This window comes from Mucilaginibacter gossypii (genome assembly GCF_900100945.1).
GTDB lineage: Bacteria > Bacteroidota > Bacteroidia > Sphingobacteriales > Sphingobacteriaceae > Mucilaginibacter > Mucilaginibacter gossypii.
This window is the reverse complement of the sequence record NZ_FNCG01000017.1, coordinates 52,646-64,750: the sequence shown is the minus strand read 5'-3', so window position 1 is coordinate 64,750 and position 12,105 is coordinate 52,646. Positions and strand designations below refer to the sequence as shown.

The 12,105-nt window shown below is 42.0% G+C and carries 11 protein-coding genes; 6 read left to right on the top strand and 5 right to left on the bottom strand.

Features of this window, described 5'->3' with window-relative positions; all coding sequences use genetic code 11:
• Positions 1-196: 196 nt before the first annotated feature.
• The gene (locus BLS28_RS24475; RefSeq protein ID WP_091173830.1) at positions 197-2,035 is read right to left on the bottom strand and encodes a UbiD family decarboxylase; all 1,839 of its coding nucleotides are present in this window, start codon (positions 2,033-2,035) and stop codon (positions 197-199) included.
• Between the two features lie 164 nt (positions 2,036-2,199).
• On the opposite strand from BLS28_RS24475, the gene BLS28_RS24470 reads away from it, so the two are divergent.
• From BLS28_RS24470 to BLS28_RS24460, 3 genes are all read left to right on the top strand, one after another.
• Positions 2,200-3,036, top strand: a complete 837-nt coding sequence (locus BLS28_RS24470; RefSeq protein WP_091173826.1) for a sulfite exporter TauE/SafE family protein — start codon at positions 2,200-2,202, stop codon at positions 3,034-3,036.
• Positions 3,037-3,149: 113 nt separating this feature from the next.
• Positions 3,150-3,530, top strand: coding sequence for a DUF1634 domain-containing protein (locus tag BLS28_RS24465; RefSeq protein WP_091173822.1), 381 nt, complete (start codon positions 3,150-3,152; stop codon positions 3,528-3,530).
• A 43-nt stretch (positions 3,531-3,573) separates the two neighbouring features.
• Entirely contained in the window at positions 3,574-3,801 is a 228-nt protein-coding gene (locus BLS28_RS24460) for a KTSC domain-containing protein (RefSeq protein WP_091173819.1), read from the top strand.
• Here the strand turns inward: BLS28_RS24460 and BLS28_RS24455 are convergent.
• The gene (locus tag BLS28_RS24455) at positions 3,798-6,242 is read right to left on the bottom strand and encodes an outer membrane beta-barrel family protein (protein WP_091173814.1); all 2,445 of its coding nucleotides are present in this window, start codon (positions 6,240-6,242) and stop codon (positions 3,798-3,800) included. The two genes, BLS28_RS24460 and BLS28_RS24455, sit on opposite strands and share 4 nt — an antisense overlap.
• Positions 6,243-6,528: 286 nt before the next feature.
• On the opposite strand from BLS28_RS24455, the gene BLS28_RS24450 reads away from it, so the two are divergent.
• On the top strand, positions 6,529-7,845 hold the full coding sequence (locus BLS28_RS24450; RefSeq protein WP_091173811.1) for an alpha/beta fold hydrolase: 1,317 nt from the start codon (positions 6,529-6,531) through the stop codon (positions 7,843-7,845).
• A gap of 50 nt (positions 7,846-7,895) precedes the next feature.
• On the opposite strand, the gene BLS28_RS24445 is transcribed toward BLS28_RS24450, so the two are convergent.
• On the bottom strand, positions 7,896-8,366 hold the full coding sequence (locus BLS28_RS24445; protein WP_091173807.1) for a DinB family protein: 471 nt from the start codon (positions 8,364-8,366) through the stop codon (positions 7,896-7,898).
• Positions 8,367-8,513: 147 nt separating this feature from the next.
• On the opposite strand from BLS28_RS24445, the gene BLS28_RS24440 reads away from it, so the two are divergent.
• Positions 8,514-10,295, top strand: a complete 1,782-nt coding sequence (locus BLS28_RS24440; RefSeq protein WP_256337526.1) for a DUF885 domain-containing protein — start codon at positions 8,514-8,516, stop codon at positions 10,293-10,295.
• An 84-nt stretch (positions 10,296-10,379) separates the two neighbouring features.
• Here the strand turns inward: BLS28_RS24440 and BLS28_RS24435 are convergent, their stop codons facing one another.
• Positions 10,380-10,622 carry a hypothetical protein gene (locus BLS28_RS24435; RefSeq protein WP_091173800.1) on the bottom strand — a complete coding sequence of 81 codons (243 nt, stop codon included), beginning with the start codon at positions 10,620-10,622 and terminating at the stop codon, positions 10,380-10,382.
• 153 nt (positions 10,623-10,775) lie between these two features.
• Here BLS28_RS24435 and BLS28_RS24430 point away from each other — a divergent pair, with 153 nt between their 5' ends.
• Positions 10,776-11,696 (top strand): DUF6263 family protein, encoded by a 921-nt coding sequence (locus BLS28_RS24430; RefSeq protein ID WP_091173798.1) that lies wholly within the window; start codon positions 10,776-10,778, stop codon positions 11,694-11,696.
• Positions 11,697-11,766: 70 nt separating this feature from the next.
• Here the strand turns inward: BLS28_RS24430 and BLS28_RS24425 are convergent, their stop codons facing one another.
• Entirely contained in the window at positions 11,767-12,102 is a 336-nt protein-coding gene (locus tag BLS28_RS24425) for a hypothetical protein (protein WP_091173795.1), read from the bottom strand.
• Between the last annotated feature and the right edge of the window lie 3 nt (positions 12,103-12,105).

The following is a 12,105-nucleotide window of genomic DNA, read 5'->3' as shown; positions in this document are numbered from 1 at the left end:
CGAACATGCCAGATCCGAAATCAATAATGGCGTTGCCTGCGGCCCAGGCTTTCCGCGCATACTGCGCGGGCCTTAGCCACATGGCCGGTATCCGCTGCAATCCTTAACGCTGTCTGAATAAGAATTTGCAGGATTTAAGAATTAACAGAATTGGAAATCCTATAAATCCCCGAATCTGTTTAATCCCGGTTCAGACTCAAATAACCCCAAACAACGATCCGCCTTTTTCGCCCAATTTGTCCACTGTTTTTTCAACCTCAGGTACCCGTTCAAGCACAGGGGCGTGATGGGGTTTTATCCTGGCATCAATAATCAGTGGGCCTTTACAACCCCAGTGTTTGTGTTCGGTAAAGCTGCCCACACCGTAAATATCATGCGATGGGTTGCTGCGGGTAAAGGTTACCCAGACGAAATTGTTGACGGTTTGTGCGGCGAAACCGGCATCATCGCAAAGTACCATTAAGGGCAAGCCGGTAAGGTCTTCATCCTGCAGGCTGTATTCTATAATGCTGATAATATTATCTATGTCCTTGTGATTTACATGTTTGGGCACTTCAACCATGAGCACACCAGGCATGGCCATTTTGTAAGCGCTGATGGGGCGGGGGAGACTAAACCAATCGGGCAGCTCAGCCCACAGTTCACGCTTGATTTCGCCGGCTACGGTAACAGCTAATTTACTACCCGAGTTTAAGCCTTCGCCGCTATAGTCAAGTGTATCGATGGTTGTATTGGTATAAAAATGCAGGTCGCGGGTAAGATCTATCCTTTGCAGAATATGCTTCAGGAAACCACCAATATCGTTTACATTAAGTTTTGGGTCATCTTCCTGCGCGGCAATGAATAGGTATTTAGCAAGACTTAGCTGGCCTTTGCCCAATATGTGATTGGCGATAGTAACTATCTCCTGCGGCTTACGCTCTTTAAGATAGGGGGTATAGCGCTCGCTGCCGGTAGCGAAGAGCAGTGGATGCACACCGGCGGCATCAACAGCATTAACTGCATGCAAGCCCGGAATTTCTTTAGGAATAGCCGAACCGGTAATTTCGTGGATTAGTGCCCCAAAACTGGTATCCTCCTGCGGCGGGCGACCAACCACAGTAAACGACCATACAGCATCTTTACGGTGATAAACGTTATGTACTTTCATCAGCGGGAAAGGATGTACCAAACTGTAATAGCCCAAATGATCGCCAAAGGGCCCTTCAGGTTTATTTTCGTGCGGCATAACTGTGCCAGTGATCACAAAATCAGCATCAGCCGAAATACAGAAACCTTCGGCATCATAAAAGTATCGGAAGCGACGGTTCCCTAATGCGCCTGCAAAAGTCATTTCTGATAAGCCTTCGGGCAGGGGCATTACGGCAGCTACCGGATGTGCCGGCGGTCCGCCTACAAAAATGCTAACTTTTAAGGGTTGCCCTTTGGCATTGGCTTTGGTTTGATGCACACCAATACCCCGGTGTATCTGGTAATGTAAACCAATCTCCTGGTTTTGTACATAGTCATTACCGGCAAGCTGGATGCGGTACATGCCCAGGTTGGCGTTCATAATGCCCGGTTTGTCGGCATCCTCAGTATATACCTGGGGCATGGTAACAAACGGGCCACCATCCATAGGCCAGTTTACAATTTGCGGGATATCGCTGATGTTGCATTTGCCAAATTTAATAGGCGCGCCTGCACCGCTTTTCATAGGCAATGCCGAGAGCGCCGTTAAGCCAACACCTGCATATTTAAAAGGATTTTTTATAGCCTTTATGGGATCGTTTTTAATATCGACCAGAACCTTGATCTTTTCGAGCGTGTCCCTGAATATGAATTTCGACCTGTCGAGTGTACCAAACAGGTTAGATACTGCGGGGAATTTACTGCCTTTTACATTCTCAAATAATATAGCGGGCCCCTCATTTTCAAATACACGTAAATGTATTGCAGCCATTTGCAGATAGGGATCAACCTGTTCTTTGATACGAACCAAGTGACCATTTTTTTCGAGATCGGTAATGCAGGCTTGTAAACTTGAGTAACCCATAGGGCGAAATTAAGAAATTAGTTCATTGGGAGGATTCATTTCATTGTCATCAGGATATTTTCAATAGTTGTATTACAAAACTACCATTAACATAAGCAATGATTTGTCGGCTCCCTTACCTAATGATAAAATCCTTACTTTAGCCAGTAAATATCAATTACCCTATGTCGGTAACAGTACTAACACTTATTATACTTGTTGGGTCATATTTGGCGGGCTTGCTGGGCTCGTTAACCGGGTTGGGTGGCGGGGTTGTTATTATTCCGCTGCTCACTATTTTACTTGGGGTGGATATTCAATACGCCATCGGGGCTTCGCTGATCTCGGTTATTGCTACATCATCAGGTTCTGCCGCAGCGTACGTTAAAGAAGGAATCACCAATATCAGGCTGGGGATGTTTCTGGAGATTGCCACAACGGCTGGCGCCATGGTTGGCGCACTGATAGCGGTTTATATCCCGACTAATTTTATAGCAGTTTTATTCGGAGTGATCCTGATCCTTTCGGCAGTAATGTCGTTACGGAAAAAATCGCAGCAAATCCATCAGCAAAAAAGTGTACTAGCCGAAAAGCTAAAATTAAACGGCAGTTTCCCCGGCCCAACAGGGGAGGTAACCTATTCGGTAAGGAACGTAGGCGGTGGATTTTTCATGATGCTTTTTGCAGGCGTAATATCAGGCTTGCTGGGCATAGGTTCGGGAGCGCTGAAGGTTTTGGCGATGGATGGCATTATGCGCATCCCTTTTAAGGTATCAACTACTACCAGTAACTTTATGATAGGGGTTACGGCAGCCGCAAGTGCAGTAGTTTACCTGCAACGGGGGTACATTGATCCGGGGCTTTCGATGCCGGTAGCTATAGGGGTTTTATTAGGTGCCTTAAGCGGATCAAAAATATTGGTACATACCTCTTCATCGGGATGGCTACGCGTGGTTTTTGCCGTGGTGGTTACTTTTTTGGCATCGCAAATGATATATAAAGGAATTACAGGAACTATATAGTTCACTGGTTCATTAGTTCAATCGTTCATTGGTCTTTTCTGAAGTATAGAATGACAGATTTAATGAATGCTTTTTGAACTAAGCCACCAATGAACTAATGAACAATTGAGCTAATGAACAAATTCAAAGATACCGATATGCAAGCCGTAATAGGCTGGATACTGCGCACGGGAGTGCTGGTATCAATGAGCGTTATTTTTATTGGTGGGGTTATTTACCTGTACAGACATGGACAAACCCACGTTGATTATAGCAAATTTGTTGGTGTGCCCGATTTTGTGAGTAATCCGGGTGGTATTATACAGGGGATATTTACCTTACGCGGCAGGGCCATTATTCAGGCCGGGATAATTTTGCTGATAGCTACGCCGGTTATCAGGGTGGTGTTTTCGGCTATTGGCTTTGTTATGGAAAAAGATTACCTGTACACAGCCATTACTGTACTTGTGCTGCTTATCATTTTAACCAGTATGATAAGCGGTCACGCGGGCTGATATTTTAAAAACTTTTTTGTATTTAATATAGTATATATAATAAATGCAACGACTTACAGTACAATCATCGGCTTTAAGCAGCGTTGGCTATGACCCTGAGGCCCGCATTCTTGAACTCGAATTTCGGGAAAATGGCGGTGTGTGGCAGTACTTTGGTTTTCCTTTATCTGCCTATAACAAGTTTATTAACTCCGATTCGCTTGGGCATTTCTTTGTTACCCATATAAAAGGCAAATACCCTGAATTAAAGGTTAGGTATGCGCATTATTAATTTCCGGTGCGGCGGCGCTCATCATCATTACCCGTATTGCGTTTGTTAGCCGATTTAATGGTGCTTTTGCCAAAACGATAGGTAAAATTGAGCCTTACAATGCGCGTATCGCGTTTGTTTACCTCCGAAAGATCAATGTTTTGATAGCTGGCATGGTTGCGCCCTCTGTCGGTATTAAATACATCGTTTAGTGCTAATTTAACAGTGGCCCGCTTATCCAATATTTGCTTGCTGATACCCGCGTTTACCGAATAGCTTGCTTTTAATTCATTGATGCCGTAAATAGTTGGGGTTTCATACCTGCCCGATATTTCACCAAGTAATGTACCGGTGATGGTGAAATTTTGTGTGCTGCCAAAAATAATGTCCTGCTTACCCCTGTCAAAATCCCCGTTTTGCGCGTACGCTTTGTAACGCACATAAATAGCATCAAGATTAAAACTGGCCGACCACCATCTGGTAAATTGCACAGGCGCATAGAATGAAGCCCCGTAAACAAAGATCTGCCCGAAGTTTTTACGGAGAGTTATGTTAACCTTAGTCGAATCATTTTGCTGATATACTGGAAAATCATAAGCATTATTAGTAACCGTATAATATAGCTCAGTTGAAAAAGTTTGATTATAAGTATGGGAAATCTGTATAGTGTTGGTGTATTCCGGCTTTAGCTGAGGGTTGCCTGCACGATAATCATACAGGTCGGTATAGTACAAAAATGGATTGATATCTTCATAAAGCGGTCTGTGAATACCACGGTTATAACCAATACCGATGATGTTTTTTTTATCGGCCTCATAGCTTATCTGTAACTGCGGAAAGAGGTTAAAATAATTATTGGTATTTATCATCGGTACCCGCTCATTTAATCCCCATGATTTGCCGGTTGCATGAGTGTTTTCGGCACGTACACCTGCGGTAATATCCCACTTACCTATTTTATTTACATAATTGATATACCCCGCGCTCACTGCTTCGGTGTAAAGGAACCTGTTGCTGAAATTGGGGTCGGCCTCATATATGTTGTTTATTTTGGGGCCAAAAATGAGATTATTATTGCTGCGGGTGTTGTTATATTTAATGCCTGTCTCCAATCGTGAGGTTTTATTTAATGGGTTAACAAAATCAACTTTTGATGTCCAGATGTGAATATCTGACGGCGAAAGGTTTTCCAACTCAAGATCATCGCGGTAAGTATTGCCCGCCGGGGTAAAAAAGCTATTGGTAATAAATTCATTAGAGTGGCGGGTGTAGGTTGAATAGTTACCATCTACCGAGATACTGCGGCCGCTTTTATCCAACACCGCGTTATAATTGATATTGTAGTTTAAATAGTTGCTGCCCCTGTCGAGGTTTGAACGGGCCCTGATTACTGAATCGAGCTGATGCTGATTGCTGATGTAGAGGTCGTTGTGCTTTGTAAAATCATCACTCCTGATAATTCCGCTTACTAAAAAGCCTATAGTTTGCTTTGGGTTGATGGTATAATCGGCCCCTATTTTAAAGTTGTGGTTAGTGGTTTTTTGAATATTGTTATAATCAACATCGTAATTACTCAGGGTTTCGTTATAAGTAATATTACGGTTGGTTGTAATAGTGCGTGTGCCTTTATTATTATCGTAAGTGTAATTTCCAAAAATATTGAGTTTACTGGTGCGGTTGTTGAAAACAATGCCTGCTGTACTTTTGTAATACTTTCCATAACCCGCCATGGCAGTAACCGTACCGTTGGTGCCTAGGTTTTTACCCTTTTTTAAAATGATGTTGATGATGCCCCCGCCTGATGCATCGTATTTGGCCGACGGGCTACTGATCATTTCAACCTGGTCAATAGTGCTGCTTTGCATACTGCGGAGCAAACTGGTAAGATCATCGCCGGTAAGGTTGGTAGGTTTACCGTCGATGGTTATTAATGCTGCTTGTCTGCCGTTAATACTTAAAGTTTCGTTGCTGTTAACCCTTACCCCAGGCGATTGCCGCAAGATATCAAAGGCCGAATTTCCTTCGGCCAGGATGCTGTTTTGTACACTTAATACAATTTTACCGGGTTTTACCTCAATATATGGCTTTCGGGCAACTACCTTAACTTCTTTTAGCTGGTTATCCGAAAGTTTTAAAACAATATCGTTGGCTGTTATTTTTTGGCCTGCGGTAACTTTATAAGGGCCGGCATAAACTTTTACGTAACCTATTTTGCTGATAAGCACGAGGTAGCTATCAGGCTGTAGTCCCTGAAATTCAAACTGGCCATTTTTATTTACCATGTTTGATTTTAATACAGATGAATCGGCAGCAGCAAGCAATACTGCGGTGGCTGCATCGGCCGGTTGGTTATTTTCGATTAAAACTTTACCCTGTATTGTTGAAGGTTTTGTTTGAGCAAACGAATTACAATACATTCCTGTCAGGAATGCAAAAAAAAAGCCTGCTGTTAAAACCCTCATTAATTAGTAGATGTAGAAGTTTGCTATAGTTTAAAAAATTATAAAATGTATCGCAATATAATACAATATATATAAAACTATATGTATTGTATTGGTATTTTAACGATATAATATCAAACAATGTTGCAACATTAGTATGGATTATGCCGGGTAAAAGGGTTTACATTATTACAACTAAATATTGTTTGCCAAAACGCGCGCAATGGCATAAATAAACAAAACAACATGATTTTTTCTTTATTTTCGGCCTCAATACATCATCGCACTGTATATTGACCATTATAACATGAAAAAACTGTATCTGTTTATATTAATTACCTGTTTTGCAGGGAAATTGTTTGCCCAAATGCCACCGGCCAACTATGCTGTGGCTTTAAATAAGTTTAAGCAACTATATAACAATAACCAGCCGGATAGCGTGTACAGCTTGTTTGGGCCAGAAATGAAGAAGGCACTTTCACAAGCCGATTTCAAAAGTACAACTGTGCAGTTAAAAACACAATTGGGCTCATTGTTACAGGCTGATTTTGAAAGCTATGAAACCCCGATAGCGCATTATAAAGCTACATTTCAGAAAAGTGTTTTTTTATTAAATATATCATTAAATGCCGATAATAAATTTACAGGCCTGTCATTGACACCGTACAAAGCGCCGGCTGCAACTGCTGCGCCAAGTACGGCGGCGGCTACAAGCATATCTACCGATCCTTCTTTGGTTGAGTCGCCTGTAACTGTTAAAACTTTATTGGGTTCAATATCCGGAACATTGGCCATGCCTAAGGATGCTAACGGAAAGGTGCCGTTGGTATTGATCATTGCAGGCTCTGGCCCTACCGACAGGGACGGTAACAGTCCTAAATTGGGGCTTCACGCCAATGTTTATAAAATGATAGCTAATGAACTGGGAAAAAAAGGCATAGCATCACTTCGTTACGATAAACGCCTGGTTGGGCAAAGCACAACTTCCATTAAGGAAAACGAGATCAGGTTTGAGGATTATGTAGAAGATGCCGCCGCCTTGCTTAACATGCTTTCGTCAGATGAGCGTTTTTCACGTATAATTATTCTTGGACACAGCGAAGGTTCGTTAGTTGGCATGATGGCTTCGCTTGATGAGCCGATAAAGGGCTTTATATCTGTAGCCGGTGCCGGCGATTCGGCCGATAAGATCCTTACCGAGCAAATGAAATCGCAGCCTGCTTTTATATCAGATGGATTTAATCGTATGCTGGATAGCCTGAAGCGGGGAAAAACAACCGATAATATCGACCCTGCATTATACTTTATAGCCAGGCCAAGTATTCAAAAATACCTGATGTCGTGGTTCAGGTATAACCCTCAGCGCGAGATCAGGAAGGTAAAAGCCCCGGTATTGATCATCCAGGGAACCACCGATTTACAGGTAACTGTTGGTGACGCCGAAAAGCTGAAAAAAGCAAAGTCGGATGCTATACTTGATATTATCCCTAACATGAACCATGTGCTGAAAGAAGCCCCGGCAGATAAGGAAAAGAACAAGGCAACTTATAATGAGCCTGATTTACCGCTTAAACCGGAGTTTGTAACGGCTATAACTAATTTTGTGCTGAAGACGACAAGGTAATAACACTAAATTCATGTCATTGCGCTACGCTTGCAATGACATGAAAATAATTACCAGGCCGCTAATAACCTTCTGATCATGATGATCTCGGCAATGTGGTAAGCGTTATGATCGGCTGCTTGTAACGCTTCCCGGAGTATAGTTTGCCCATCGCCATGCGGAATTTTTTTATAAATATCCTCGCTTTTCACCATTTCTATTAGCTCTTCCAAATCACTGTCAATCTGTTCAAGGCTATTATCCCATGCTGCATCATCTTTGGGTGCAAGCTCTTTTGGCCAGTAATCATCGGGCCAGTTTGGTGATTCGTGGCTGCCGTCTTTGCTAAATTCAAGCATATCCCACTGGGCTATCCGGATATGTTCAACCAGTTGCCATATAGTATAAGGAAGTTTATCAACTTTAACCCCACGAAGATTGGGCGGTAAACCATCGAGCGCTTTTTTCAGATCAGCATGTGCGTTGCCGCCCCGTAGTAAATGAGTGATCTCATCAAATAAAACCTGGTGTTCGTTATTCATAGGTAAATCAAAATTATAATAGTTAGTTACGCATCCCCTTTAGAGAGCCTGGGGCCAAATGTTTGTTAAAGTAACAAATTCGTCGCCGGTTTGATTTATTTGGCTTAAAAGTTTTAAGTTTATGCTTCATTGTAAAACTCATCAGTTGTGGTCAGAAACATATTCTTAAAATTAGCACTCGCCGTTGTTTTATTCATGGTTGCCTTTATCGGCTGTAAAAAAGATGGGGGCAGCGGCACCGGCCCATTGTTAGGGAAGGATGATGAAGCTTTTATTAAATACGAGAACACGTTTCTGGATAACTTCTGGAAGTTGAACCCCGATTGGGCTACCTCTGCAGGGTATCATAAATACGACAGCCTGATGGTGCTTCCAAATGAGCAAAGCCGCGATAAGCTGGTGACCTTTGCCAAATACCAGGTTGATTCATTGAGTCGCTTTGAGGTAAATACCCTGTCTGAAGCTAATAAAATAGATTACAAGATTCTGCAAAATCAGCTTGAATACCTGCAATGGCAGGTGCGCCAGTTAAAACAATATGAGTGGGACCCATCGTCATATAACGTTATCGGCACGTTCGCTTACATCCTGAACGAGCACTATGAGCCTTTGCCTAAACGTCTGCGTCATTTTTATCAGCGTATGTCGTTTATTCCGCAGTATTATAAAGACGCCCAAAAGCAGATTAAAAACCCGGTAGCTGAACTTACCAGTTTGGCTATTGAGCAAAATCTGGGTGGGCTTGATGTAATAGGAAAAGACTTTGCCGATTCGCTTAAGAAAACAAATATCCCCAAAGCTGAGCAAAAGCTAATGACCGACAGGGCTGCGCAGAGCGTTGTTGCCATTAAAGCCTATGCCGATTGGCTTAAAGCGCTTAAAAATGATCGCCCAAGAAGTTTCAGGCTGGGTAAGGATTTATATGAGGATAAGTTTAAATACGAAATTGTAGCTACCAACACTGCCGAGAAAATCTACAATGCTGCCGTTGAACGTAAAAAATACATTCACCGTGAGATGACTAAGATCAGCAAGCAGCTTTGGCCAAAATACTTTGGTAAACAGGCTGCACCTGCCGATAGTCTGCTGATGATAAGCCAGCTGATAGATACCCTATCATCAAAGCATGTAAAGCCTGAAGATTTTCAGTCATCAATTGAACAAATCATACCAAAGCTTAATGCCTTTGTTAAAGCTAAAGACCTGTTAACGCTCGATCCGTCAAAACCATTGATCATTCGTAAAGAGCCTGGTTATATGGCGGGTGTGGCAGGAGCATCTATGAGCGGCCCTGGCCCGTACGATAAAAATGGTAATTCGTACTATAACGTAGGCAGCCTGGCAGGCTGGAGCAAGGAAAAGGCCGAAAGCTACCTGCGTGAATACAATAATTATATTTTACAGATCCTGAGCATTCACGAAGCTGTGCCCGGGCACTATGTTCAGGGTGTATACTCCAATAAAGCCCCAAGTATCATCAAAGCTGTGTTTGGTAACGGTGCCATGGCCGAAGGCTGGGCCGTATACACCGAGCAAATGATGCTGGAGAACGGCTTTGGCAATAACGAGCCGGAAATGATGCTGATGTGGTATAAATGGAACCTGCGTTCGGTATGTAACACCATTTTGGATTATAGTGTTCACAGCGGCAGTATGACCAAAGATGAAGCAATTAAGCTATTAACCCGCGAAGCTTTCCAACAACAGGCCGAAGCTGATGGCAAATGGAAACGCGTTAGCGTAACCAGTGTTCAGCTTACAAGTTATTATACCGGCTATAAAGAAATTATAGATTTGAGGGATGCCTATAAACAAAAAATGGGGGATAAATATAAACTGAAAGAGTTTAACGAAAAGTTCTTGAGTTACGGCAGTGCACCGGTTAAATTTATCAGAGAAGCCATGCTGGCTAAAAACAGCGGAAATTAATTGATAGTCCACGGGTATAAACTCATGGACTATGAACCATGGGTTTATCTCCCATGAACTATCAAATTCTTTTTTATTAACAGCTTACGCGTAATGATTTTTTATCTGATGCTCGAGCTGGGCCATGACGTTTTTCTTTAGCTTACCCTTATAGCAGGTACAGCCGTCCTTATTCAGGTTAAGTTCGGCAATTGTCTTACCCTGGTAAATCACACGGAAATTCCCTGCGTCGTTGGGTAAAATTGCCAAAATACGTTCATCTTCTCCCGAAAAATTGATCAGCACATGAAACTGGTGCTGTGGTATAAATGCTATCTGCTGTAACATAAAAACCTCTCTTTCCGCTAAATTAGGTGTGTGAAAAATTAAAGAGCCGAGCGCAGTATAAAGTTAACGAATTTGTTTTTAATTAATTGTTAGGAATTTTGAGTTTTTTGTAAGAGATATTATAATATATTTAGCGCTTACATATTACCAATCATGAAGAAAATTTTGATGGCCAGTTTACTGGCTATAGGAGCGGTAACAGGTTATGGGCAGAAGGTAAAACCGGCTTTAAAACTAATTAAAGGCAATAGTTATTACTTGTCTACCACGGCGCACTCTGTTGTAAAGCAAACTATAAACGGTCAGGTTAATAATATCGATATGGCGATTGACGGCAAAATGTCATTCAAAGTATTAAATGTTAATGATTCTCTTTATTATATGGAGGTTAATTATACCAAAGTGGGTATGAAAATGCAGCTGCCCACGGGTAATGTAGCCTTTGATTCTGATAATAAGGATACCACAAATATTATGGCCAGGATCATGTCGGGCATAACCAATAAACCGTTTACCGCAACGCTAACCAGAAGTGGCCGGATCAGGTCGATAGAGAACGCCGAGAATATGATCACATCTATGATAGATGGCTTTAAGGAGGTACCGGCCGAAAAGAAAGAGCAGTTGAAAACGCAGTTAACCCAATCGTTTGGATCAGGAGCGCTTAAAAGCAACCTGGAAATGGCTATGTCGGTGCTGCCCGAAACGGTTGTGGCAAAAAATGATAAATGGACAATTAAAAATAACCTGGAAGGTGCTATGAGCGCGAAGGTCATATCTGTTTATCAACTGGTTGATATCACTCCACAGAGCTACGTGATACACGGAAATGCCACACTTGAAACAGATAATACTGCCGGTTATAAAACCGTTAGTAATATGCCCATGAAATACAATATGAAAGGCACTATGGTGGCTGATGTTGTTGTTGACAAGGCTACCGGCTGGATCTCCAGTTCAAAATTAAAGCAAAACATTGACGGTACTGTCGAAATAAAAGATAACCCGCAGGTTCCGGGCGGTTTAACATTCCCTATGAGTGTTACCAGCGAAACATCAAGTACTGACCATTAATTAAAGAAGATAATAATCAAAAAAAACCTGCCAGTTATAGCAGGTTTTTTTGTTGTATAAACAGCTGGTATTACAACATCCACAAGCCTTCAAAATAAAGCTTATACCGTGTGGGCTGAAACTCGCCATATGCAAAAACAGCAATAGAGTTCCCCTTTTTAGCATAATATAGCCTGAGCTTTTCGCTGCCCTTGTATAAATTAAGAAAATCGGCATTAAAGCCGCCTGTTTTTACAATGGTTTTAAAGTCGTCGGGTGTAATTACCTTATGCAGATCTTCAAAATTGTTATTGGCAAAATCACCGAATTTTATATCACCGGCAGGCAGTTTAAAGGTTTTATGTATGACCTCGGCTTCGTCTCCATCAAACAACAATGATTTTGTTACTTCATATTTTGTGATCATATT

What these genes read in the sequence shown, in the direction of transcription:
- BLS28_RS24475 (WP_091173830.1), bottom strand. Translation starts at nt 2,035, where the DNA reads ATGGGTTACTCAAGTTTACAAGCCTGCATTACCGATCTCGAAAAAAAT.
- BLS28_RS24470 (WP_091173826.1), top strand. Translation starts at nt 2,200, where the DNA reads ATGTCGGTAACAGTACTAACACTTATTATACTTGTTGGGTCATATTTG.
- BLS28_RS24465 (WP_091173822.1), top strand. Translation starts at nt 3,150, where the DNA reads ATGAACAAATTCAAAGATACCGATATGCAAGCCGTAATAGGCTGGATA.
- BLS28_RS24460 (WP_091173819.1), top strand. Translation starts at nt 3,574, where the DNA reads ATGCAACGACTTACAGTACAATCATCGGCTTTAAGCAGCGTTGGCTAT.
- BLS28_RS24455 (WP_091173814.1), bottom strand. Translation starts at nt 6,242, where the DNA reads ATGAGGGTTTTAACAGCAGGCTTTTTTTTTGCATTCCTGACAGGAATG.
- BLS28_RS24450 (WP_091173811.1), top strand. Translation starts at nt 6,529, where the DNA reads ATGAAAAAACTGTATCTGTTTATATTAATTACCTGTTTTGCAGGGAAA.
- BLS28_RS24445 (WP_091173807.1), bottom strand. Translation starts at nt 8,366, where the DNA reads ATGAATAACGAACACCAGGTTTTATTTGATGAGATCACTCATTTACTA.
- BLS28_RS24435 (WP_091173800.1), bottom strand. Translation starts at nt 10,622, where the DNA reads ATGTTACAGCAGATAGCATTTATACCACAGCACCAGTTTCATGTGCTG.
- BLS28_RS24430 (WP_091173798.1), top strand. Translation starts at nt 10,776, where the DNA reads ATGAAGAAAATTTTGATGGCCAGTTTACTGGCTATAGGAGCGGTAACA.
- BLS28_RS24425 (WP_091173795.1), bottom strand. Translation starts at nt 12,102, where the DNA reads ATGATCACAAAATATGAAGTAACAAAATCATTGTTGTTTGATGGAGAC.